This is a genomic window from Cochlodiniinecator piscidefendens, from assembly GCF_011326755.1.
Lineage (GTDB): Bacteria > Pseudomonadota > Alphaproteobacteria > Rhodobacterales > Rhodobacteraceae > Cochlodiniinecator > Cochlodiniinecator piscidefendens.
The window spans coordinates 600,030-624,169 of the sequence record NZ_JAAOIE010000001.1 but is presented as its reverse complement, the minus strand read 5'-3'; the positions used below and the strand labels follow the sequence as shown (position 1 = coordinate 624,169).

General features: G+C 49.7%; 22 protein-coding genes, 2 tRNA genes and 1 pseudogene. 9 read left to right on the top strand and 16 right to left on the bottom strand.

The window, feature by feature from the left end:
• The first annotated feature begins 44 nt into the window (after positions 1-44).
• A complete protein-coding gene (locus tag G9C99_RS03125; protein WP_166415973.1) occupies positions 45-203 on the top strand; it encodes a Tat pathway signal protein in 159 nt (52 codons plus the stop codon).
• On the opposite strand, the gene G9C99_RS03120 is transcribed toward G9C99_RS03125, so the two are convergent.
• The 6 genes from G9C99_RS03120 to G9C99_RS03095 all read right to left on the bottom strand — a co-directional run bounded on the left by G9C99_RS03120 (position 200) and on the right by G9C99_RS03095 (position 7,154).
• Positions 200-1,387 (bottom strand): MFS transporter, encoded by a 1,188-nt coding sequence (locus tag G9C99_RS03120; protein WP_166415972.1) that lies wholly within the window; start codon positions 1,385-1,387, stop codon positions 200-202. The two genes, G9C99_RS03125 and G9C99_RS03120, sit on opposite strands and share 4 nt — an antisense overlap.
• A gap of 54 nt (positions 1,388-1,441) precedes the next feature.
• Complete coding sequence (locus G9C99_RS03115; protein ID WP_166415971.1) at positions 1,442-1,753, bottom strand: hypothetical protein; 312 nt, start codon at positions 1,751-1,753, stop codon at positions 1,442-1,444.
• Between the two features lie 75 nt (positions 1,754-1,828).
• Complete coding sequence (locus G9C99_RS03110; protein ID WP_166415970.1) at positions 1,829-4,843, bottom strand: valine--tRNA ligase; 3,015 nt, start codon at positions 4,841-4,843, stop codon at positions 1,829-1,831.
• A 640-nt stretch (positions 4,844-5,483) separates the two neighbouring features.
• Positions 5,484-6,215, bottom strand: a complete 732-nt coding sequence (locus tag G9C99_RS03105; RefSeq protein WP_166415969.1) for an anti-sigma factor family protein — start codon at positions 6,213-6,215, stop codon at positions 5,484-5,486.
• Positions 6,212-6,712, bottom strand: a complete 501-nt coding sequence (locus G9C99_RS03100) for an RNA polymerase sigma factor (protein ID WP_166415968.1) — start codon at positions 6,710-6,712, stop codon at positions 6,212-6,214. The genes G9C99_RS03105 and G9C99_RS03100 overlap by 4 nt, the downstream gene beginning before the upstream one ends.
• Positions 6,713-6,761: 49 nt before the next feature.
• Positions 6,762-7,154, bottom strand: coding sequence for a COG4315 family predicted lipoprotein (locus G9C99_RS03095; RefSeq protein WP_166415967.1), 393 nt, complete (start codon positions 7,152-7,154; stop codon positions 6,762-6,764).
• A 241-nt stretch (positions 7,155-7,395) separates the two neighbouring features.
• Between G9C99_RS03095 and G9C99_RS03090 the strand changes: the two genes are divergently transcribed.
• Positions 7,396-9,690, top strand: a complete 2,295-nt coding sequence (locus G9C99_RS03090; protein WP_166415966.1) for a xanthine dehydrogenase family protein molybdopterin-binding subunit — start codon at positions 7,396-7,398, stop codon at positions 9,688-9,690.
• Entirely contained in the window at positions 9,677-10,762 is a 1,086-nt protein-coding gene (locus G9C99_RS03085; protein WP_166415965.1) for a DUF2235 domain-containing protein, read from the top strand. Before G9C99_RS03090 ends, G9C99_RS03085 begins: the two co-directional genes overlap by 14 nt.
• A gap of 3 nt (positions 10,763-10,765) precedes the next feature.
• On the opposite strand, the gene G9C99_RS03080 is transcribed toward G9C99_RS03085, so the two are convergent.
• Positions 10,766-11,245, bottom strand: coding sequence for a PaaI family thioesterase (locus tag G9C99_RS03080; RefSeq protein ID WP_205859825.1), 480 nt, complete (start codon positions 11,243-11,245; stop codon positions 10,766-10,768).
• A 64-nt stretch (positions 11,246-11,309) separates the two neighbouring features.
• Positions 11,310-12,176, bottom strand: coding sequence for a methylenetetrahydrofolate reductase [NAD(P)H] (gene metF, locus G9C99_RS03075; protein WP_166415963.1), 867 nt, complete (start codon positions 12,174-12,176; stop codon positions 11,310-11,312).
• A 92-nt stretch (positions 12,177-12,268) separates the two neighbouring features.
• Between metF and G9C99_RS03070 the strand changes: the two genes are divergently transcribed.
• The gene (locus tag G9C99_RS03070) at positions 12,269-13,174 is read left to right on the top strand and encodes a LysR family transcriptional regulator (RefSeq protein WP_166415962.1); all 906 of its coding nucleotides are present in this window, start codon (positions 12,269-12,271) and stop codon (positions 13,172-13,174) included.
• Between the two features lie 96 nt (positions 13,175-13,270).
• Positions 13,271-14,059 (top strand): inositol monophosphatase family protein, encoded by a 789-nt coding sequence (locus G9C99_RS03065; RefSeq protein WP_166415961.1) that lies wholly within the window; start codon positions 13,271-13,273, stop codon positions 14,057-14,059.
• A 49-nt stretch (positions 14,060-14,108) separates the two neighbouring features.
• Here the strand turns inward: G9C99_RS03065 and G9C99_RS03060 are convergent, their stop codons facing one another.
• Positions 14,109-14,849 carry a rhomboid family intramembrane serine protease gene (locus tag G9C99_RS03060; RefSeq protein WP_166415960.1) on the bottom strand — a complete coding sequence of 247 codons (741 nt, stop codon included), beginning with the start codon at positions 14,847-14,849 and terminating at the stop codon, positions 14,109-14,111.
• Positions 14,850-14,996: 147 nt separating this feature from the next.
• Between G9C99_RS03060 and G9C99_RS03055 the strand changes: the two genes are divergently transcribed.
• Positions 14,997-15,536, top strand: coding sequence for a tetratricopeptide repeat protein (locus G9C99_RS03055; RefSeq protein ID WP_166415959.1), 540 nt, complete (start codon positions 14,997-14,999; stop codon positions 15,534-15,536).
• Between the two features lie 14 nt (positions 15,537-15,550).
• Here the strand turns inward: G9C99_RS03055 and G9C99_RS03050 are convergent, their stop codons facing one another.
• Positions 15,551-16,531, bottom strand: coding sequence for an isopenicillin N synthase family dioxygenase (locus G9C99_RS03050; protein WP_231703951.1), 981 nt, complete (start codon positions 16,529-16,531; stop codon positions 15,551-15,553).
• Positions 16,532-16,711: 180 nt separating this feature from the next.
• Here G9C99_RS03050 and G9C99_RS03045 point away from each other — a divergent pair.
• Positions 16,712-16,798: transfer RNA gene (locus G9C99_RS03045), tRNA-Leu, on the top strand.
• A gap of 171 nt (positions 16,799-16,969) precedes the next feature.
• On the opposite strand, the gene G9C99_RS03040 is transcribed toward G9C99_RS03045, so the two are convergent.
• Together G9C99_RS03040 and G9C99_RS03035 are read right to left on the bottom strand one after the other, a co-directional pair.
• On the bottom strand, positions 16,970-17,482 hold the full coding sequence (locus G9C99_RS03040) for a type IV secretory system conjugative DNA transfer family protein (RefSeq protein ID WP_166415957.1): 513 nt from the start codon (positions 17,480-17,482) through the stop codon (positions 16,970-16,972).
• Between the two features lie 133 nt (positions 17,483-17,615).
• Positions 17,616-18,194, bottom strand: a complete 579-nt coding sequence (locus G9C99_RS03035; protein WP_231703950.1) for a recombinase family protein — start codon at positions 18,192-18,194, stop codon at positions 17,616-17,618.
• Between the two features lie 192 nt (positions 18,195-18,386).
• Between G9C99_RS03035 and G9C99_RS03030 the strand changes: the two genes are divergently transcribed.
• A complete protein-coding gene (locus tag G9C99_RS03030; protein ID WP_166415956.1) occupies positions 18,387-18,662 on the top strand; it encodes a hypothetical protein in 276 nt (91 codons plus the stop codon).
• Positions 18,663-19,224: 562 nt separating this feature from the next.
• On the opposite strand, the gene G9C99_RS03025 is transcribed toward G9C99_RS03030, so the two are convergent.
• The 3 genes from G9C99_RS03025 to G9C99_RS03015 form a co-directional block, all read right to left on the bottom strand.
• Positions 19,225-20,178 (bottom strand): phage exclusion protein Lit family protein, encoded by a 954-nt coding sequence (locus G9C99_RS03025; RefSeq protein WP_166415955.1) that lies wholly within the window; start codon positions 20,176-20,178, stop codon positions 19,225-19,227.
• 2 nt (positions 20,179-20,180) lie between these two features.
• A complete protein-coding gene (locus G9C99_RS03020; protein ID WP_166415954.1) occupies positions 20,181-21,380 on the bottom strand; it encodes a hypothetical protein in 1,200 nt (399 codons plus the stop codon).
• A gap of 392 nt (positions 21,381-21,772) precedes the next feature.
• Positions 21,773-22,687, bottom strand: a complete 915-nt coding sequence (locus G9C99_RS03015) for a hypothetical protein (protein WP_166415953.1) — start codon at positions 22,685-22,687, stop codon at positions 21,773-21,775.
• Positions 22,688-23,007: 320 nt separating this feature from the next.
• Here G9C99_RS03015 and G9C99_RS18685 point away from each other — a divergent pair.
• Positions 23,008-23,286, top strand: a pseudogene (locus G9C99_RS18685) (recombinase zinc beta ribbon domain-containing protein); the annotation flags it as partial.
• Positions 23,287-23,830: 544 nt separating this feature from the next.
• Here G9C99_RS18685 and G9C99_RS03005 read toward each other — a convergent pair.
• A tRNA-Leu gene (locus G9C99_RS03005) sits at positions 23,831-23,917 on the bottom strand.
• Positions 23,918-24,140 lie beyond the last annotated feature (223 nt).

Here is a 24,140-nt window from a genome sequence, read left to right as displayed (position 1 = left end):
TCGTGACTACATGAGAATCAATCGCAAAAAAGAGGATTGCGCAAATGCAACTATCGCGACGAGGATTTATCGCAACTGGCTTTGCTGCGGGTGCCGTGAGACTGGCTCCGAGGTTGAGCACAACCAGCGGCCGACGCATTTTGACGTTGGTCTACGATAAATCCCTAGGAATGATGCGCGCTGTGGAACGTCTGGTGCCCTAGGGCGCATCCGGGCGTCTGCGCCCCCATATAAAGGCGGCGCAGGCGAACCCTGCAAACAAAGCCATGGTGATGGACACTGCGGTGTGTGTGCCATCAAACAAAGCCGTAGCAACCAAAGTGCCAAACGTCCCCATGGCCACACCACAGGACCCCAACAAAGATGAGGCAAACCCCGGGCTGTCACCTGCAGGTTCCATCGCGGAGGCCGACGCAACGGGGTAGGTCAGGCCAAACGCCAAAACATACAAACAGACCGATCCCCAAAACACCAACAGCGACGGGGACATAAAAGAAATAATGAACTGAACGATGCCAGCCCCAACCAATGCCGCCATTGCGATATTTGAGACGGTTTTCAGGCTACGCTTTTTCAGCAATTTCTTTGCAAGCAGAATCCCAGCGGTATTGGTGAGCGCGGCCAAGGCAAAAATCGACCCAAATGCGCCGGGGGATACCTCATAGCGGGTTTCTGCAACGATAGCCCCAACAGACAAGATTGCGGCATATCCACCAAAGGTAAACGCGCTGACCAGCATCGGGCTGACAAACTCTCGGAGGCCCAACAGATTGCGCCCAGCGGATAACACAAATTTCAGACGGAAACGCTCAGGGCGACGAATGCCCGCCGTTTCCGGAAGCCGAAGCAAGATGTAAACCAAGAAAACGAGACTGAGCACAACCAGTATCGCAAAAATCGCGCGCCAGTTGGTCAACACCAATAACCCGGACCCGATGACTGGGGCGATTAACGTGGCAACGGTTAGGATTGCACTGAGCGATGCCATGGTTTGCGCGGCTTCTTTACCGGAACTGGTGTCACGCACAATCGCCCGCGCCACAACCGGCGCGCCGCACATCAGCCCTTGTAAAAACCGGAACCCCAGAAGGGCGTTGAAATCAGTCGCCACAGCGCAGGCAATAGAGGCACCAGAAAAACCCAGCAGGCTAAGGCCAAGTGCAAACTTCCGCCCATAAGCATCGGAAAACAAACCCCAAAACAACTGTCCAATCGCATAGGATAGGAAGTAAAACCCGACCAACGAGGCACCGAATTGATCCGCAAGCCCAAAGTCACGGGCAATCACCCCTGTTGCTGGCAGGATGATATCAATCGAAATTGCAGCGAGGGCAGTGATGCCACCTAGGAAAAGAATGGTATCGGTACGGTCGATCTTAAAGGACATAGTATCTCCGCGTATTCGGGGGATGATGGGGTGAAAAAGTGGCCTATCAGTGGGTTATGTTGCTTTCTTCCAAGGCATGGAGATGACCCAGAGGATAGCGATGTAAAGTAGACTCACCGGAACTTCCTGAAGTGGACCATCCAGCTGAAACAGCCTTTTCATGGGAAAGCTTGCAAAAATCCCCAACCCGCAAATCGTTCCGATGGCCCAATTTTGGCTGGAAATTCTGTGCATTGCAATCGGGGCGAGAGCCAGCGCCACGATGCCAAACAACAGGCTTGCTTGGGAATACCGCAAACCTAACGACAGGGCGATCCAAAAGGTGGCGATCACAACGGCGACGATAAAAATGAAGTATTCTCCCATTGTCTGTCCTTTTGATCGTCAGGTGATTACTGTTAAAAAGAAAGGCCCAAACCCTAAGGTTTGAGCCCCTTATTCTTAGCCAATCTCGGCCAAGCGGGCGAGCGCGAGTTTGAGTTTGTCTTCCTCTTCTTCGCGCGCAGCGAGGTTCTGGCGGGCCTCTTCGACAACCTCATCCGGGGCGGAGGCCACGAATTTTGGGTTGTTCAGGCGCCCACGCAAACCGCCGAGCTCCTTAGCAAGTTTGCCGAGGTTTTTGTCAAGCCGGGCTTTTTCCGCATCAATGTCGATGATCTCAGCCAGTGGCAGTGCAAAAGTACCGCCATCGACGGCAACAGTGACACATCCTTTGGGCAATTCTGCCATTTCAGTGATGCTGTCAATGCGTGCCATTTTCTGGATCAACGCCATGTTGTTTTCCAACGCAACGCGGCCCTTGTCGTCGAGGTCTTGCAAAATCACCGGGATTTTCAGACCGGCAGGGACGTGCATTTGCTGACGGGCGGACCGTACATTTTCGATCAGGGCGATGACCCAGTTCATTTCGCGGTCAGCGTCAGCGTCTAACAGATCAGCGGCAGCGTAGGTCGGCCAATCGGTGTGGATCAACATCGTGTCGCGCTTGGCCGAATTTTCCCACAGCTCTTCGGTGATGAAGGGCATGATCGGGTGGAGTAAGGTATAACATTGATCCAGCACCCAACCCATCACCTGACGGGTTTCACCGATCAGAAGGTCATCTTCGCTAAAGAACAGCGGCTTTGACAGCTCAACATACCAATCGCAGACCTTACCCCAGACAAAGGCATAAAGCGCATTGGCAGCGTCGTTAAAGCGGTATGCCTCTAGGGCGGCGTCGATTTCTTCGCGGACCTTAGCAGTTTCGCCGATGATCCAGCGGTTCACGGTTTGGGTAACGTTTAGATCGGCAACATCTGTGATGCGCTCTACCTCAAACACGCCATTCATTTCAGCAAAGCGTGAGGCGTTCCAGATTTTAGTGCCAAAGTTGCGGTAGCCTTTGATCCGATCCTCAGACAGTTTCAACACACCGCCCATCGCCGCCATCTGGGTCATGGTAAAGCGCAGCGCGTCGGCACCGTAGACGTCAACGATTTCCAACGGGTCAATCACATTGCCCCGTGTCTTTGACATCTTTTCCCCTTTTTCATCGCGTACAAGCTGGTGCAGGTACACGGTGTGGAACGGGTCCTGTTCAACGACGGCCTGCTGCATCATCATCATGCGCGCAACCCAGAAGAACAAAATATCCTGCCCGGTAACAAGTACATCCGTCGGGAAGTATTTCGCGAGTTCAGGCGTTTCATTTGGCCAGCCCAAAGTGCCGATGGGCCAAAGGCCGGAAGAGAACCAAGTGTCGAGTACGTCAGGGTCGCGGTAGAGGCCGATCTCAAACCCACCAGTTTTATTAAAGCCAATTTTTGCTGAGGTATTATCGGTTGCTGTAACGGTGTGGCTACTACCGTAGTACTTACGAGCTTTTTCAGCGGCGGCTTCCGCTGAGTGAGCGCAGAAAGCAATATCGTTTGTCGTATCGCGCCCGCTAGGATTTGATTTGATTTGATTGAATAGACTTCCGTCTTCGTCAATATGTGGTCCATACCAAACTGGGATTTGGTGTCCCCACCACAGCTGACGCGAAATACACCAAGGTTCGATATTGTCGAGCCAGTGGTAGTACACTTTTTCGCCGCTCTCTGGCATGATTTTGGTGCGGCCATCGCGTACGGCATCCAATGCGGGGCCAACGATTTTATCGGTGTCCACAAACCATTGATCGGTCAGCATTGGTTCAATCACCACTTTTGAACGGTCACCAAACGGCTGCATGATCTTTTTGTTTTCGACGTAAGGAACAGAAACCGTGGTCTCTGCACCGTCTTCGTCGGTTTTGGTTACGTCACACATCACTGCCAGCCCTTCGGCTGAGATTTCAGCGATGACTTTGGCACGTGCATCAAAACGATCTAACCCACGGTATTCTTCGGGGACTAGGTTGATAGGTGTTGTATCTGCTGGGGCGGCCTCGCCGTTGGCGATGGACTGCGCAAGCGCTGCGGCCTCGGCGTAGGGTAGGCCATCGGCGCGCATTTTTGCGGTGCTGTCCATCAACGCATAAAGCGGGATGTTGTTGCGTTTGGCGACGCCGTAGTCGTTGAAATCATGCGCACCGGTGATTTTCACAGCACCAGAGCCAAAATCTTTGTCTGGGTATTCATCCGTGATGATCGGGATCAAACGGCGCTGCGCCTTTGGGCCCACAGGAATTTCGCAAAGTTTGCCAACGATAGGGGCGTAGCGTTCGTCGCTTGGGTGCACCGCAACTGCGCCATCGCCCAACATGGTTTCCGGGCGTGTGGTGGCGATCGAGATGTAATCGCGGGTTTCGCGTAGGGTGATGTTGCCGTCTTCGTCTTTTTCAACGTACTCGTAGGTAGCACCCCCCGCGAGCGGGTATTTGAAGTGCCACATGTGGCCGTCAACTTCGGTGCTTTCGACTTCAAGGTCAGAAATCGCGGTTTCGAAATGCGGGTCCCAGTTGACCAAACGTTTGCCGCGATAGATGAGCCCTTTGTCGTACATATCGACAAAGACCTTAATCACGGCATCATGGAAGTTCTCATCCATGGTAAAAGCATTGCGGGACCAGTCACAGGACGCGCCAAGGCGTTTTAGCTGCTGAATGATCGTGCCGCCGCTTTCTTCTTTCCATTCCATGACTTTTTCTAGGAACTTTTCACGGCCCATTTCCGCGCGCGTAGGCTGACCGGTTTCGGCCAGTTTGCGTTCCACAACCAGCTGCGTGGCAATCCCCGCGTGGTCTTGGCCTGGCTGCCATAGGGTGTCAAAGCCCTGCATACGCTTCCAACGGATCAGAATGTCCTGAATGGTGTTGTTAAAGGCATGGCCGACATGCAAAACGCCCGTGACGTTGGGCGGTGGGATCATGATGGAAAAGGTGTCTTTGCCGTCTTTCGCGTTCGCGCCAGCCTTAAAGGCACCTGCGTCTTCCCATTTTGCATAAATGCGGGATTCAGCTGCGCCTGCGTCAAATGTTTTTTCCATCGCCATCGGGTCTCGTCCGTCTTTGAAATAGGGTTGCTGCCTGCCTTAGCGAATGTAGGGGCAAAGGGCAACGGGGGCGTGGCGGGTTGATCCTATACCAAAGGATAGTGCGCCTGACCTGATGCCCTTTCGCGCCATCAGCGATGAAGGCGTACAGTACCCTTATGGGTATTAAGTAAGGGGTCTCGGGGATGAATGCGATACGCACTGAACGGTATAAGACGATTGAGGTTAGCGCTGCTGAGATTTGGGAACTGTTGAAGGGACGGGGCCTAATAAGCGTTACGCCGCAGAGTGGGGTGTTTGAACGGCAGATATCTTGGTTATCGGAATGCACAACAGACTTTAAGCAAGTTGATACCCTGAATGATGTTCAAAACATGGTTATGGATCAACCGGACCATTGGGGGGGAGTTGTTATCAATCTTGATGTTCTTCCCGCTGGGACCAATTTGGTGGAGACTTGTATCAGTATCCGATCAATGGCTCCTGGTTTAGCGGTGGTTTTATCGTCACAGCATTTCTTTTGCCGGAGTTTTGAGGCCCGTCCAAATTCGATTAGTGATGCGTGTGTGCGAGAACCACTTTCACGTTCCGCATTGCTAGGAGCTTTACGTGCTGGGCTGGTTAGTAAGAGTGCAGCTAATTAGGACAGTTGATCATAGACCTGAACAGCAAGTGCGTTAAGCGTATCACGAGAAATGTCACCAACGATTGCATAGCGTAGTGTTTCATCCTCCCAATAAAAGCCGTTGCCCTCATCGGTCTCTTGGTAGGTGAATGAGGCTAGGGTGCTTGTCTCAGCGCGTATTGCAAAGAGTGTGACGCGCACACCGTCATCGTTTTCATACATAAACTGAGCGGCTGGCCCTTCTGAAACAGATAAGAGCCGTCCTCCGACCAGTTGGTATCCTTGGTCACTGAGGTTAGGCGCGGTCAAGGGGCGGCCAACACGATTAGATAACCAACGTAACAGGAGCTCTTCTTCACTTGCACCGATTTCAACGGGGCGGTGCGGGTCAGCTGCGTAAACAGCATGTGCTGTTATTGCGTCTCCGATGAGTTCTGCTGTGATCGTGTTATCGCGTTCTAAGGAGCCGCGACTGAACCATCCAATACCTAACCCAACTGCCAACGCGGCAACGGATGCCGCAATCGCACCAAAGGGCGCGCGGTTACGATTGGCTGCTAAAGGAAGCGGGGCAATCGCTTCGGGCGCTGGGTAAAGCGCGTTAATTGCTTCGTTTTGTAACTGCCAATCTGCAATCTCTTGCGCTTTGTCTGGGTTGGCGTTCAGGTATGCCTCTACTTGCTCACTCTCCTTAGGGTTAAGTTGCCCATCCACGAAGGCGTGCAATATATCGTCGGTGATATTCATGCGGTGTCTTCCTTTGCGGAGTGTTCTAATGAGGTGCGGAGGGACGCACGTGCGCGGCCTAGGCGTGACATGAGCGTACCAATGGGTATGTTCAACGCTTTTGCGGCATCTTTATAAGATAAGCCGCCAACCACAACCGTCAGCAATGCCTCGCGTTGTTCTGACGGGAGCAATGACATCGCACGCGCTGTATCATTAAGGTCCAGCGCTGGGCTTAATCTGTCAATGTCTGGAGCATCATCAGGTACCTGAACGACGGGAACTAGTTTGCTGCGGCGAATATAGGTTCTGCGTTCTGATCGGTGTAAATTGAGAAGCATCTTTATCAACCACGGCTTCAAAGGACCGGTCGGTCGCCAGAGCGCTCTTTTATTAAGCGCGCGCTCGGCGCAATCCTGAACAAGATCATCAGCGATATCGGGATCACGGCACAGCGCACAGGCATAGCGCCAGAGATCTGGCAGGCAATCCTGTAGCTCTTGCTGATAGGGGTCCATAAAAAATCCATTTGCGCCGGGATAATCCCGGCGCAGGTTGCCTTAAAACTTATGGTTGGGCAATATGCCATACGCCGTTGACACCGTCTCCGCTGATATCGCCAGGGTTTGTGTCACCGACCCACAGGTATAAGGCTTCGCCATTGTAGGCCCATTGGTGTGTACCGTCGTCGCGCGTGATAACTGTGAAGGCTTCGTGATCATGTGCCCCATCTTCGGCCATCAATGGCGGCCAGTTTGTAGCACAGCCCCCGTTGCAGTTGGATTGTCCTGTAGTGTCATTGTCAAATGTATAAAGTGTCATGCCATCCGCGTTCGCGAGCACGGTCCCTGCAGGGGTATTCATCTCTTTGACGCCGCCAACCATGTGACCTGCAGCTAACGCCGCACTTGCACTTAGAGCTAAGCTTAACGCGAGAGGGGTAAATTTGAAAAATGTCATCGTTTATCTCCTGTTGGTCGCAGTTATGTATGCGATGGTAAAGAAACGGTTCGAGAGTGTGTTTTAATCCTTGCGAATTTTCATTTTATTTTAAGACGTTGAAATATAATAAGTTAAATTTTGTATTATTTTCGTATATCGCTTTTCAGTCGCATCATTTTCTTGAATTTTGACGCTCGTTCATTGCTGGACAGTTGCGTGTAGGTTGTTAATCTGCCGTAAAATGCGAGCGGAGATAATTTTGGAAAAATTCGGGAAAAGCCAGCCAGTCAAACGGGTTGAAGATCAGCGGTTTTTACGTGGAACCGGCGGGTATATTGATGATGTTGCTCCTGATACGGCGCTATATGCTTATTTTTTCCGCTCTCCCGTTGGACACGCTCATATTTCTCTGCTGGATTTGTCGGATGCGCGGGACATGCCGGGGGTGCATTTGGTGGCTTCAGCCGATGATCTGACTGCAAGTGGTGTGGATATTGGATTGGCTGGCTCTCAGGTGAAGAATTTAGATGGTAGTCTTGGCGCTGGGCCTCGGCGGCCGTCACTGGCCGAAGGGCGTGTTCGGTTCGTTGGAGAGGCCATCGCAGTTATTGTGGCTGAGACGCTAGATCAGGCGCGGGATGCTGCCGAAGTTATCGAATTTGAATATGAAGATCTTCCTGCGCATGTCGATTTGAACACTGGTGGCGAAGTTCTGCATGAAGAAGCTCCAGAAAATCGGGCGTTTCACTGGGGGATGGGGCAACAAGACGCCACGCAAGCTGCTTTTGACACAGCGGTACACCGTGTTTCTTTGCAGGTGATGGATAGTCGTGTCATCGTTAATTCGATGGAGCCACGTGGATGCTATTCAGAATGGGACGGCACGCGGCTGCATCTGGCATTTACAGGGCAGGGCGTATGGGGGCTTAAGGCCGATTTGATCAAAGCCTTTGGATTGTCTGAGGATAACGTGCGCGTAACCAATCCAGACATAGGCGGTGGGTTTGGAATGAAAGCGATGCGATACCCCGAATATGTCGCTGTCGCCGCTGCTGCTAAGATTTTGAAACATCCCGTACGCTGGGTGTCCGAACGCACCGAGGCGATGCTAACGGATAATCACGGGCGTGATTTGACGTCTCTTTGTGAATTGGCGTTTGATGAAAATCATAAGATCACGGCGTATCGGGTGAATACAACGTGTAACCTTGGAGCATATAATTCGCAATTTGGCCAACCCATTCAGACAGACCTGTTTTCTAAGGTTTTGATGGGAACTTATGATGTTCAATTGTCTTGGCTTGAGGTGACAGGTGTGTACACGAGTACAACGCCCGTTGATGCCTATCGAGGGGCAGGGCGCCCAGAGGCAATATTCGCGTTAGAGCGTACCATGGACCACGCCGCGCGCGAATTGGGAGTTGATCCATGGGAACTGCGCCGCAAAAACTTCATAAAACCCGAACAGTTTCCCTACAGAACAACTACGGGTGAAATTTACGATGTTGGTGATTTTGAACGCGTTTTAGACCATGTGATAAGGGATGCGGATATTGCTGGGTTCGCGGACCGTAAAAAGCGGGACATTGCAGCCGGGAAGCTGCGTGGACTTGGGCTGTGTTACTATATCGAAAGCATCTTGGGTGACCCCAGCGAAAGTGCAAAGGTTGAGTTTAACGGTGATGGGACCGCCTCTATTTTAGTGGGAACCCAGTCTGGTGGGCAAGGACACGAAACTGTTTATGCTCAGTTTTTGTCTGATCAATCAGGTATCCCGCCTGAGCTGATCCATGTGGTGCAGGGCGACAGTGATAAAATCGCTCAAGGCGGCGGAACAGGAGGTTCGCGATCGGTTACTGTCCAGAATAATGCAATTTTGGCAACGGTGGATGTCATGGTGACGTCGATGGTTCCCTTTGTGGCAGAGGTCTTGGATGTTCCGCCTGAAAGCGTGCATTTTGACCATCAGGTGTTTCGCTCTGACCTTTCGAACCAAACGCCGACTTTATTAGATGTGGCAGACTGGGCACGTGATATGGGCTTGGATGATCTGCTTAGGCATGAGGCACGCGCAACTTTACCGGCGCGATCCTATCCAAACGGGGCGCATGTTGCGGAAATTGTGATTGATCGTGAAACTGGGCAAATGAACCTTGATCGTTATACTGTTGTTGACGATTTTGGCAATATGATCAACCCAATGCTGGTTGCAGGACAGGTTCACGGCGGTATCGCACAGGGTGTTGGTCAGGCCATGATGGAGCGTGTTGTTCACGACCCGGATGGGCAATTGCTCACGGCAACGTTTATGGACTATGCGATGCCAAGGGCCGATGATCTGCCTATGATTGGTTTTGATGTTGAACCTGTTCCGTCCACCGCCAATGCGCTGGGGATGAAAGGATGCGGGGAGGCTGGCACAGTTGGTGCGATGGCCGCTTTGGCAAATGCTGTTCATGATGCATTGGCTGAACTGGGCATTCGTGAGGCCGAAATGCCTTATACGCCGCACCGGATTTGGGAATTAATGGAGGAGGCGCGTGCGCACTCTTAAACGCATAGGAAAATGGCTGGGCCTTTCTCGGGGGGCGGTGCAACCTGTTGCTGGGGTGCGTCGCGGGCCTGTGGACCACGTGGTCATTCTGGATGGTACATTATCGTCGTTGAATGAAGGGTGCGAAACCAACGCTGGCCTTGCGTATAAGTTGTTATCGGAACGTGCGCCTGCATCTGATTTATCGTTGATGTATGAGGCCGGCATTCAATGGCAACATTGGCGTCATACGATGGACGTGGTGCGTGGCGTTGGTATCAATCGGCAAATACGACGGGCCTATGGGTTTATTGCCTCGCGTTATCAACCGGGGGATCGTATCTTTCTGATTGGGTATTCGCGTGGAGCATATGCCGTACGTTCTCTGGCCGGGGTTATTGACCGTGTTGGGTTATTGAAGCAATCCCACGCGACCGAGCGCAATATCACGCAGGCTTATCGGCATTATGAATGTGCCCCCGATAGCAAAGCTGCTACTGCATTTCGCAAATTGCACTGCCACGATCACGTTGAGATTGAAATGGTCGGCGTGTGGGATACTGTAAAGGCGCTTGGTATAAGGTTACCGTTTCTATGGTTGTTTACTGGGAACCGTCATGCGTTTCATAACCACCATTTAGGGAACAATATTCGCCATGGCTACCATGCGCTTGCTATGGATGAAACGCGCCTGGCCTTTCAGCCCGTGTTGTGGGATTGCCCAGGGAAGTGGCGCGGCGATATGGTGCAGATGTGGTTTCGCGGCGCACATGGTGATGTTGGCGGACAAGTCGGCAGTCACAAAGAAAGCCGGCCATTGTCCAATATTCCGTTGGTCTGGATGCTTGGCCGCGCTGAGCAGTTGGGGCTTCAGCTCCCTGAAAACTGGCGCGCGCAGTTTCCAACAGATGCAAAGGCCCCATCCGTAGGCACATTGAAGAATTGGGGGAAACTGTTTCTGTTCCGCAGACGGCGCCTGATTGGGCGTGATCCGTCAGAGCAAATACATCCTTCTGCACAAGGGCATAAAACCCGTGCTCGCATACAGCAAAAACAAACGCCACAAGTGCCGCCATCCGGCAGTCTGTTATAGGATCTACTTAAGCTTCATGATGATACATGTTGTGGAGCCCGTGGCATAAAGGCGGCCATCCTCGACGCCTCTGATTTCACCATTCGCGATCCCGGTTGATCGGCCGGCGTGCTGGATTTTTCCAATAGCTTCGATTTCAGTGCCAAGTGGAATAGGGCGGTTGATGTTAATTTTGTATTCTAAGGTCGTGTAAACTGACCCGCGCGGAACTTTTGTCATCACGGCGCAGGCCATACAGCTGTCAAGCAACGTGCCGTACCACCCCCCATGAACTGATCCCATTGGATTACAATGCTCAAATTCCGGGATGCCGCGAAACACAACAGACCCGTCTTCAACAGAATGTAGGGTGTAGTTGAGCCCATCTGAAATCGGTGGGCGCGGAATGGTGCCCGCCATTATGCCTTGCATGAACTCTAGTCCAGACATCGACAATAGCTGCTCTTGCGATGGAATATCATTCGGCGATTTTGCGGTAAACATTTCAGACATTGTGCCCCCTTAACCTAAAGTCAAAATGGCTGGGGTGAAGAGGGCGAGCAAGTCTTTAAGCAACCATTTCAATTGTGACGTTGGGTTCTACTCCGATGGCGCGGCAGACGTCACGCGTCAAGGTCGGGCGATTTAACGTGTAAAAATGCAAATCTTCTACGCCCCCATCCATCAAATCGGAGCAAAGCTCGGCGGCAATGGCCGTTGCCAATAGATCTTCGTGACCATCTCGGGTGGCTTTAGTGAACGCATCAATGAGCCAAGAGGGTAAAGTTGCACCGCATCTTGCCGCGAATTTTTGCACCCCCGCCCAATTTTCAATTGGAAGAATACCCGGAATAATAGGAGCGTTTATCCCAGCTTTGGCACAATCGTCGCGAAAACGGAAAAAGACCTCGGGATCAAAGAAGAACTGGGTAATTGCGGTTGAGGCCCCAGCGTCGATTTTCCGCTTGAGCCATTCCACATTTTGACGGCTGTTTTCTGCATCCGGATGTGATTCAGGATATGCGCCGACTTTGATGTTGAAATCAGCAACACTGGACAGTCCTTCGATCAAGGCGCAGCAATCTGCAAATCCATCCGGGTGAGGGACAAACCGTTTTGATTCTTTGGGGGCGTCACCGCGCAAGGCAACAATGTGCTTTATACCAATGTTTGCGTAATCTCGCGCAATGCTAAGCGTTTCCGCCCGCGTTGCGTCGACGCAAGTTAGGTGAGCGGCAACTTTTAAATCAGTATTATCACTTATTGTTTTTACGGCGTCGTGGGTCAGTTTACGGGTTGTTCCCCCAGCGCCGTAGGTGACTGACACGAATTCAGGGGCGAGTGGCGCAAGCGATTGCACAGTCTCCCAAAGTCGAAAGGATGCATTGAGAGACTGCGGCGGAAAAAATTCAAAAGAGACGTTAGGCGTGGTCATATTCTGGTCCTCATTGGGTTGCCTAAGGTGTCTCACATTGAGTAATGTGAGGCAAATTCATAATATTCAAGATAAATATGAGGCTGACTAATATGCATATTGAGTTTCGTCATCTGCGAACGATTAAGGCCATACATGAAGCAGGCGGATTAGCCCGTGCAGCAGAGCAGCTTTATATAACGCAATCAGCGCTATCCCATCAAATCAAAGGGCTGGAAGATCAGGCTGGGGTTGAGCTGTTTACGCGACGCTCAAAACCATTGCGCCTTTCTGCAGCTGGATTGCGATTGTTAGCGCTGGCCGAAAAAATACTGCCGGAAATCGAAAAAACAGAAGAAGAGTTTCGCGCGCTTCAAGATGGGAAGATAGGGCGGTTGCATATTGCTATAGAATGCCATGCCTGTTTTGAATGGCTGTTTCCTGTTTTGGAAGCGTTTCGAAAAGCATGGCCGGACGTTGACGTAGATATTCGACCCGGTCTCGCCTTTGATGCCTTGCCGGCGTTGGCTAAAGAAGAGGTCGATCTTGTTGTTTCGTCTGATCCCGAAGAAATAAGCGATGTCAGTTTTAAGCCGCTTTTTGACTATGAGCCCGTTTTTGTCGCAGCGGCACAGCATCCATTGGCCCAAAAACCATTTGTAGAGGCCGAGGATTTTAGGGACCAAACATTGATCACCTATCCCGTGGAACGTATGCGGTTGGATGTGTTTACCGAACTGTTAGGTCCTGCAAAAATTGAACCCAAGTCTGTACGCCAAGTTGAACTCACTGCGGTGATCCTTTTGTTGGTAGCGTCAAATCGTGGGGTGGCCGTATTGCCCGATTGGGTCGTGCGCGATGTACGGTTTCATTCCGATTATGTTACACGTCCAGTGACCGAGAACGGTTTAACAAAACGATTGTATGCGGCGGTGCGTGATGTCGAAGCGTCAAAGCCTTACATGGCGCATTTTTTGCATTTGGCGCGTACGCTGCCTTTGAAATTGCAGAGAAAGTAAGAAATAGAATGCATAACACCTATGATGCTGTGAACGCGCTCTTGGCAAAACCATAAAACGCGCGTATATGCGCGGCTTGACCAAAGGAGCGCCCCGATGCAAGGCACTGCAAATCTAAATATCATGATCAAAGCTGCCCGTGCTGCTGGCCGCTCTCTCGTGAAGGACTTTCGCGAAGTTGAAAATCTACAGGTGTCTATGAAAGGCGCGGGTGATTTTGTCAGCAAAGCAGATCTCGCGGCAGAAAAAATCCTGAAAGAAGAATTGCTTGGCGCGCGTCCGACGTATGGTTGGATTGCCGAAGAGGGTGGCGAAATCGAGGGAACCGATCCAACACGCCGTTGGATTGTAGATCCTTTGGATGGTACAACAAACTTTTTGCATGGTTTGCCACATTGGGCCGTTTCTATCGCGCTTGAACACAAAGGCGAAATCGTTTCTGGTGTGATCTTTGATCCGGCGAAAGACGAAATGTTCGTTGCGGAAAAAGGTTCCGGTGCTTGGATGAACGAAAGCCGTTTGCGAGTTTCTGGGCGCCGCTCGATGATCGAAACCATTTATGCGACTGGCGTGCCATTTGGTGGCCGTGCCGATTTACCTGAAACATTGCAAGACATCGCGCGTTTGGCACCGGCTTGTGCTGGTATCCGTCGCTGGGGCTCTGCGGCGCTTGATATGGCCTATGTCGCTGCTGGTCGTTATGATGGTTACTGGGAACGTCGCCTGAATGCATGGGATGTTGCCGCTGGTATCGTTATCGTGAAAGAGGCTGGCGGTTTGATTGAACCGCTGCACGCAGACGGTCATATTCTGAACGATGGTGAAGTCATTTGTTCAAATGAACAAATCTTTTCTCAGTTTACCAAAATTATCCGCAGCGCATAATTTTGCGACATTTGGACTGAGATCACCCGGTTGGCATAAGCCTGCCGGGTTATTTTTTGCGCCGTGATATAATCGGAATAGTGCTTCTGCTATATCGGGTTTCTGGATGATCGGGGTGACCATGGGTCTTTTCCCAAAAATCGCGCCCACCACGGTTTATCCATGCTGGCAGCATCACCAATGCCCCAACGATAAACCCGCCGGCATGCGCCCAGTAAGCCACACCTGAGTTTGCGTCGGAGATAATCCCGTTCAGGAGCTGAAGACCAAACCAAATTCCGAGTGTGATCCACGCTGGAATTGGGAAAATCTTAAAAAAGACGATGAAGATGAACAGTATGTCGATCTTTGCCTTCGGAAACAAAAGCAGATACCCGCCCATGACACCAGCAATCGCGCCTGATGCGCCAACAATAGGTATGTTCGAAGAGGGATCCGCCGCGATCTGAACCACGGCTGCACCAATGCCAGCCAAGATATAGAACAGCAAAAACTTTAGATGACCTAATTCATCTTCTAGGTTGTCCCCAAATATCCATAGAAACAGCATGTTGCCGGCTAGGTGCATAAAACCACCATGCAAAAACATATATGTGATCAGAGTATGTAGGTACTGACCGTTTAATACCGTTTGAGGCACTAAAGCCCAATCCTGATAGAAGAAATACAGCCTTCTTGGCTCGTCTAAGAAGCTCCAATAGCTGAAGAAAATGACAATGTTTAATGCCATCAACCCCCAGGTAATATAAGGGGTGCGTTGTGAAGGATTATGGTCGCGAATAGGTATCATGACGGGATCATAGCGTTGAAGCTGTCCAGAAGATATGACGTGAACGCTGGCTCTTAACTTTGCCTGATAATGTTGCAATACAGACGTAAGATGAGGGTCTCAAGAATGTGATTTGACCTTAACGTGGTTCCAGCGCGATCATGAGGTATGCGTATATTTACATCTTTTGCCCTTATCGTCGCTCCTGTTGTTGCCCATGCTTGCCCGAATGTGGGCGAACGCCCAGATCGATATGGCGAGATTTATCAAGAATTGCAGACCGTCGAAAACGAGGCCGAAGCCAGACTTCTTGGAAATGAATTGTGGGAATTTTGGGCAGTGGCACCAGATGTTCAGGCGCAGGAGTTGCTTGACCTGGGAATGACACGTCGCGCGCAATTTGATTTTGACGGAGCAACCGAAAGCTTCAGCGCATTAATTGAATACTGTCCCCATTTTGCAGAAGGATATAATCAGCGCGCATTTGTGTCGTTTATACAGTCTGATTATGTATCCGCGCTCCAAGATCTAGAGCGTGCAATAGAACTAGCGCCTGATCACATAGCGGCGATTGCGGGGCAAGGTTTGACCTTGCGCCAGCTTGGTCGCACGGAGGCTGCGCAAACTGCGTTGCGCCGCGCTCTAGCGTTAAACCCTTGGCTGCCAGAGCGGCAGTATATGACCGATCCCGTCGAAGAAGAAATCTAAAACACCTGCCAAGGTTAGTGGATTGTGCCTAATTCAGGCGTGTCGCCGTCGGCTTTCTCGTCGGGCCAGTTCGTTCGCCATGTTTCTGCCGACCAATGACCGCAATGGACAGAAGGTCTTGAAAATCCGTCAATTGGTGAGACAACGGGAGCTACGGTGATATCATGGCGGGGAACCGCAAAATAGGGGAAAGAATACCGTTCTTTTCCGGACTTGTTCACGACGCGGTGCGGGGTCGACACAAAGCGTCCTCCGCTCCAAAGTTCTAGCATATCACCTATGTTTACGATGAAACCACCTTCGGGGCATTCGACTTGGTGCCAGGTCTGATCCGGCATGCGTACTTCTAGACCACCCACTGGATCGGGAGAAATGATCGTTAGGGCATCTGTGTCTTTGTGAGCATGAATCCCAAAACCGGTGTCGTTCGCGGCTTGGGGTGGATAATGAAGTAACGTCATGTTGGTAAGGGGTTGATAAAACGCGGCTTCAAATCGATCTAGAGGCAATTCGAGCACGTGGCAAAAAGCCCGAAGAAGTGCGTGCGTTAGCCGGTCCATTTCAGCCCAATATGCTAAAGTTGCCGATTTTAGTTCCGGAGTTTCACGGGGCCAAAGGTTGGGACCGTAAAGGCTGCAATCCCGACGCACTGGGGCATCTTTGTCAATTTCAACGTGGAGCTTAAAACCCTCATAATTGTCAGCTTTCCCAGAGCCGTCATTTGGAGTGAAAAAGCCAAACGGGATGTAGCCACGGTAGTTGTCGCGCGTAACCGCCTGCTCGTGTTTACTTGCCTCTGGGATCGCAAAGCATGCTTGGACTGCGTTTCTTAGATCGGCAGCGCAGTCGGCACTTACCCCTGTGCCTGTTATCGATAAAAAACCAATGTCTTTGACGGCTTTCCCAATTTTATCTGCAGTCTCTTCCCAGCTTTTAAGATCGTCGTTGAATAGGGCGGAGATATCAATGGTTGGAACACGCGTTACAGGGGCCAAGTTATATTCCTCGATTTCGATTTCTAACGTTCTGGAACTGTGCCAAAGGTCATTTTTTAAAGCAAGATAACTTGTTAAAAACGATGCAAAAACCGGGCCGCGTTTGGGTGTTATTTCAACGGGTTGAATTGAAAAAATGCCTTGGCGATTCATTTCACTTTATATATAGACGCGCTTAATGCGAGCGTGGTGGAATCGGTAGACACGCCAGACTTAAAATCTGTTGTCCGTATGGACGTGGGGGTTCAAGTCCCCCCGCTCGCACCACTTTTTCCCGAATATTCCTTAAAATGTGTGTGTTGTTGGGTGGTTTTTCACTTTGGCCCCCCAGCCAGTCCCCCAAGGGGGGATTGCTATAAACTTCCACTTTCCAAAACGGCTTCTATCTCTGAAATCTTCAGCAGAGAGGCTGTGCCGTACTTGTAGAGGCGAATCTCTTCACGGTTTACCCTCTTGCACAACCAAGGCGTCGGCGATGGCATCGCATTCATCTATGAAATCATCACCTACAGGATTGAGGTCAGCTAGTGGATTAAATCCAGCCAAATACTGATCATCTACGTTCGACACGCCAAAAGGATCAATAACAAAAACATCCTGTTTTAGTCCACCATCCGCGATGCCGCGCCCATATCCACGGCGTTCTGCTGTCAGGCGGGCGTTTTCACCCTTGGGGTCAATAACCACGACTGAGCCTGTGTAGAGCAAAAGATTGGGTACAATGGCTGATGTGCCTTTGCCTGCCCGTGACCCCGCGATAGTCAGAAGATGACGATCATCTTTAATTCCGATGGTTTGTTCACCTGATTTCCCCAGAAATATCTTGCCAGCATCGTATTGCCAGTTGCTGTGAGAGGCCACTTCGTCCGGATCAACCCATAGCGCGCGTGGGGCTTGGTCGGAGTATGCGGTCGTATTGGGAACGCCGCGCGGCAGATCGTTGAAATGCATTCATCTGACTTTCGTTATCAAGTGACTTGAATTTTAAAATTCGTTGAGAAACGTTGTGCTTTGGATAGTCGTCAAAAATCAGTTTCACGCAAGAGGCGAGTTCATGTCAGATAGCCACATGAGGCAAAAATAATTATGTGTTTTCTGCGCCTGTGTCTATCAAGGTAAATTTCTCCAAATTTTCCAGTGCTTTATTCATAGTTTTTGATAATTTAGGTGTACCAACATGCACACCTCTGGCTTTGGCTGCGGCCATCCCTGCTTTGGTACGTTCTGAGATCAAAGACCGTTCATACTCAGCAAAAACAGCCAACTGACCATAGGGCATGCGGCCAACGGCGGTGGTTGTATCAATGCCTTGTGTGATGGCTTTGAAATCAACGCCTCTGTCCCTGAGATCACTCAGAAGCTGCAACAAATGGATTGTTGAGCGTCCCAGTCGATCCAATTTCCAAACAACCAATGTATCGCCACTCTTAAGACTGGCTAGCATTTCATCTAAGCCACAACGCTTTGTCACCGCACCAGAAACGCCGTGATCACCGTAAATAAAATCGCATCCCGTCGCTTTAAGCGCATCAATTTGAAGGTTCTCTGTCTGATCTTTGTGGGACACACGGACATAGCCAATTTTACGACCCGTTTTCTTACTGTTGTTGTCATTCATACGATTATCGTAGCAGGCGATTTTTTTCTCACAATCAGGCTTCATGGCTGTTTCTCCGTTGCCAAAAGGGTTCCCTTTTGCAGACAGCGTTGAGCAACGGTTTGAAGCCTTCGACCCCTCGAAAAAAGCTGTGGAAAACAAGGGGGCAATGACAAGTTGAGTGATTTATGGCATCCCTAACAAAAGGGAACCCTTTCGGTGCAGCGATCACGTCAGTACAGGAAGGCGCTCAATACTATGAAACTCAAATACATTTTGATCGTAACTGCCATTTCTAGTGTTCCCGCCACATTTGGGCTTGGGTACGTAAAAGGAAAATCGATGTGTAACGCGCCCAACATTGTTCACGCATTACGCGACACGTCTCAAAGCTTTGCAATGAATGCACCACTTGTTGAACAAGTATATAAGGCTGGGGTGAGAACCAGCATTGAGGGTAGCTGCTCAGAATATCACATGAGCGCTCTAAGATTTGTGGAACAAGGACGGCAACTGCTTCAGTTGGATGATTAAGTTTGACATGGTCTGGTGCAGGTGGAGAGGTCAATTCTCCAAATCCTGCGAGTGGGTTACTAAGGGGCGACGATACGCCCTTTGGTCGGGTTCAGCGTCGATACGCTGACGGCATTCAATCCGCGCAGGGTTGACCTATGGGGTGTTGGGGAGAGATGGCTTCTCCCTAACGAGTGATCAAACAGCGATATGTTTGCATGGTCGTGACTGGCTCAACGCCAATCGTGACCATCAGCTTTGGGGGATACAACGGGGGAGCGCAGCAGCCCCCTTGTCAAGTCGTGTGGTACTACCACACACAACTTGCAGCATTTCTTAATGCTGGAAATTGTCCGAAGGGTCGCAGCGCAAACGGGTCAACGACCCACATCTCGCATCATCTCTTATGATGGAAGTTGTCCGCAGGGATCGCAGCGCATGGTGTCATCTGACACACATCTCGCAGCACGCTTAGTGCTGTGAGATGGCTGAAGGGATCGCAACGGAAACGGGTCAGAGACCCACATCTCGCGGTTCGCCTTAACTTCGAAAATTGGTAGTACCAGCTAGATCGTGGGGATCGCTAAAGCTGATTTTGACAGGAGTTGGTGTGAACTTTAACGATTGCTTTAGGAGTCCCTTGAGGAACTGACGCGGTTCTACCAAGTTTTCGCCGAGTTTCGCCTAACAATATACTCGCGGATAAAATCCAGAAATCATCATCATCTGGAAGATGAATATTTGCGGACAAGGTCGATATGCGTAGAGGTAGTGGAGGGTAATCAGCACTTCCAAATTGACCAAAGTGGCCGCTGGCAAATCGGAGATATTCAGATGCTAGGGCCAATGCCATAGCGCGTTTTGAACAAATTATTTGACGACTACAATTGTTGTCTTCTGCATAAACATCGAGTTTGTCCATAAACCAACTTCTCGCCCACGTATCGCAGATCATTTCTTCTTCCGCTTTATCGACGGGGCGCGGCGTTCCAGTGGAGTGATCTCGTGCGAATTTTACATGCCTGAGCTCGTGTAAGAACAATACGCTTGTGGTCATCATTACAAGGTCGAAGACTGCCATGTCTTCTGGATTATCAAAATCCTCTCGGCAAGCGCGTGGTTCAGGGATATCTGTAGGCCATATTTTTGGATCAATTTCATCACTTTCAATGAACTGCCTAATCATATTCAAGCGTTCCGAATAATCCCGCTCGAACCCATCAAGATCGGGATCGTCCCGCAGAATTTTTTCTGATGTACTTCCAACTATTTTCGGCAAGATAATCGCGGGGCTAAATAATTCGATAGATTTCCAAAGTGAAAATCCCAGTAGCCACACCACTTGAAGGTCTTTTCTTGTATACTGGACCCGATCTTTGTTGGCGTTGAGAATAATACCCGAACGATCATTGATCTCTTCGAAATAAATTTCGTACTGTGACCAAAAATCTTCAAGTTCTTCACACCGTTCAGGTGCGCTACCAATAATAAGATGTTTCGCAATATCGGTAGGTGTTGCGTAGGATTTGTCTATCATTGTCACTTTCTGAAAATATCAATTCCAAGTGCACGCAGTAGAAGCCCCGACTCCGAAATAAGATGGATTTGCTGTCCAACGCCAATCGGACGGCTATGCGCCAACGGTAAACGAATTGGGTGCAACCTCTCCATTGAGGTCGCGAAGTGTTCCTTTTTACTAAATGTAGTGGAAAATATTTCCTTCCAGTGTTGGCGACCAATAATGATGTCCTTAAGCTCCATAAAATTGGAATACTGGATCAAATCAAGAGAGGCTTCGCCTGCAGCTACTGCTTCATCATGGCGTTCTTGCCAGCCAGCAACAATGGCGCCACTCATTCGGGAGTGCATCCAGTTAATGCCGTAAAATTCAACCATCTTGGCCACAATGAGATTTCTTAAGTTCTGTTCGACAGCCGTAATTAATGCGGCATGGCCGGGATGATAGATATGCCCGTGATTACTTCCATCTGTGGTAGGTGGAACAGGAGTGTATTCGGCTCTAAATACAAACCCTGTTTGTATCAAAACATCTCCCATTGCTGTTTCAGGAATTGCTAAAATGCCGGGATTTATTCCTGCATCCACGTGGGCTGCATCCCGTTCATCTGCCTCAGCGCCATCGTTTACATCAATCGGTGCACCGAGATCATCATTGATAATTTCACGTGTGAATTCACCAAATGGTTCTGCATACCTCACAACATCATTTAGACGGGAAACAACAGCAAACCCTTCGAAAGATAGCGCAGCGTGTTCCGGAAAAACCCAAGGATGCCTAACAGAATCCATTTGTACAGCTAATCTGGCAGCCCAACTCTGTTCATTAGCGAGAACAACTTCAAATGAGGTGATTCTGTCCGCCATTTTTTGGGCAATTTCAGCAAGGTGAGAGTGATCAGGAAGAACAGCTTGATCAAACAGGCGCGAGTAGTGGCCGGTGCGTTCAGCAATTTTTGTTAGCTGATTAACATATAAGGGCATTTCCATTAACTTTTTAGCAGCATCAAACAACACAGAATGCTGGTTGGCTATACTAAGGGCATTTTCTAAACGAATCAAAGTGTCATTGCTTTGCAATTCTCTCATTAATCTTTCAGTCGAGGACTGCATACCTATAGTTTTGTCAAAATTATTTGCCCGAGCTTTGAGCTTTTCCAGCGGATCTTCGGAAAATTTCGTAAGCTGTGCTATACGCTCAATTGATGTTTTATCTACCATACCATCCCTAAAGTTAGTTTGACCTCACTATACAACGATTGTGGATTAGATAGATATTATAATCAACTTGCGGTAGATTGAGGCCACACATTTTCCTGACCCTCAGCGCGCTCTATTGTTACAATTCTAGCGGTGATAACCATATTTACTTTTTTGGATATGGAGTCTCTCAACGGCCTACCGTCAGTATGATGCACGCGAGGGATCAAACAACGATCTGTTTGATTGGCCGTTAAAGGCTCTATGCCTGCATACGGCCACTGTCGCGATATCTATCAAGGGTAGAATTAGGCTTACACATATCACCATACAATTGTATGATTTTTGCTTTGTTCTTCAAATTATCAAAAGAGTTCAATGTTTGGCAAAGAGTTTTCGCAAGTGATGCCGCTTCACCCCGACGGAGTAACCATGTTGTCGCTATTTCTGATAGCTACGAAATCTGGATCGTTTTCCTCAATTTCCCACGCCTGACGTATGTGTAAATTTCGCCTCAATATTGACTGACTAAGCAACAGCTCAGGTTCGCGCCCACTCGCAGATATGACCGCAGGTACCAAAAAGAACATTCCGAACTTTTCAAACTGTTCCAGAAAGCCATCCAAATTCGTAGAGCTATCGGGCTCCATTGTATTGAGCCGCGATACACTTACTACCATCTTACGCTCTTCCGCTACATTGCGCTCGGGATCAATCGATTGTGTCACATGGGCACGATAGTGATGCCTGTTATCAGCATCGATTCCCCGAATGATCGAAATCCTTATCCGATCCTCAACGTCTTTACGTCCAAATTTCTCGTTCCATTCCTTAAAGATTGACGATGCCATCTCTTTGCTTTCAAAGGACAATCCAAGCAAGGGAGGCTGAGTGTCCATTGGGCCCGAGTGGGCGTACAACACACCTCCCCATCCAGCTTGATCCCACAGATGGGTATTAATAACGCTGCTTACAGAGAGCTCGCTATGTTTTCTGGGCGGCGAAAATATATCGGGTATGTCGCTTTCAACGTCCTTTTTCTCTTGAGGTTTTTCAGACTCGCCCAAGTTTTGTGGAACGATTTTAGGTATTGGTTCCAGCGGTGGGTATGATTTTACGACCAAGTGCGACAGATCGTCCAAAGATGACAAATACTTTCCTAAAACACGACTTTGGGCAAAGTGCGCAAAGCTGAAGGAAATTGTCCTCTCAAATAAATTTTCCTGCGTTACCATATGCTCCAAAGTACCTTCAGGCTCTGGTAGGGCTGCAATTGCCCCCAAGGTATTTGCACAAAATTCCAGCAAGAACTCCCCAATGCTGGACATCGCGTGCGCGTCCAACAAAGATAGCCGCTTTGGCCATCTAAAACTGAGTGCCATGGTTTTAGGTTCGAAGGCCAGTTCAGGTTTTTCAATATCGTCGTCAATTTCAATACAAATTCTGAGTTTTTCTGTTTTTGGCCAAACTTTGTTTGAAAACGCAGTTGCTAAAAAACTCTCAATTGCTGTGACGCACCCCTCACATAGAAGGATATGCTTCTGGTCGGTTCTCTGGGCAGGCAGACGTGAAACGTTTCTTGGAAAGACAGCCTGAGTTTCCCAAGGAACTACCCAACGGACAAATCCGCCAGCAAAAGGTGACGGATATGCTGAACCGTGTGATCTATGCGGGGTACATGGAACATGAACCTTGGGGCATCACACGCCGCAAGGGCCACCATGAACCACTGATCTCGCTGGAAACATACGAGACCATTCAAACCCGTCGGAACAGCAAAGGCGTTGCCGCCAAGCGCCCTGATATCAGTGAAGATTTCCCGCTGCGTGGGGCGATTGTCTGTGCTTGCTGTGACAAGCCAATGACTGCGTGCTTTGCACGGAGTGCAACGGGCAAACGCTATCCGTATTTCAACTGTCAGACTCGTGATTGTTCCGAGTATCGCAAAAGTATCCGCGCCGAAAAGATCGACGCGGGGTTCGAAGCAATCCTGCGTTCACTCAAGCCAAGCAAACAAATTCTCGATATCGCAACGTCGATGCTGAAAGACGCATGGGATCAACGAGGGGATCAGGCCAAGCAGGCGAAAGCTGAAATCAAACGCCAGCACAATGAGCTGGATAAGCAGCAGGATGCCCTTGTTGAGCGCATGGTTGAAACTTCGAATCCAAAGGTCATGACGGCGTTGGAAAACAAGATTGCTAAGCTGGATGATGAGAAACTTTTGCTGACCGATAAATTGTCACAAAACACCAAACCAAAGAGCACACTGAGCGAAATTATCGAACTATTGCAGAATTACCTCGCAAACCCTTGGAATGTCTACGAAAATGGATCACTCGAAGTGCGCAAAACCATCCAGAAAACGGCATTTTCAGCCCCATTGACGTACGACCGTAAAAACGGCTATCGAACTCCGCAAGTATCTGTAATATTTGATTTTTTTGAGAAAATCACATCAAAATGTGAAATGGTGCGGTCGAGAAGACTCGAACTTCCACGGGTGTTACCCCACAGCGACCTCAACGCTGCGCGTCTACCAATTCCGCCACGACCGCACGTGATCAGGTAGTCTGCGCGCTTATTAGCGGCTCCGATTTGGGAAGGGAAGAGCAAAAAGGCAAAAAGTGGATTTTCTTTTTTCGCCTCTACGATAAGGCAAAGTCAGGAGTCGTTTCCTCACGTTAGACACTGCTTTTTTATGTTAGACGATGTTCGCGCTATCGAGTGCAGTATCAGGATGTTGAGGCTTGATAGCGGGTTGTGAACCCATATAAATGC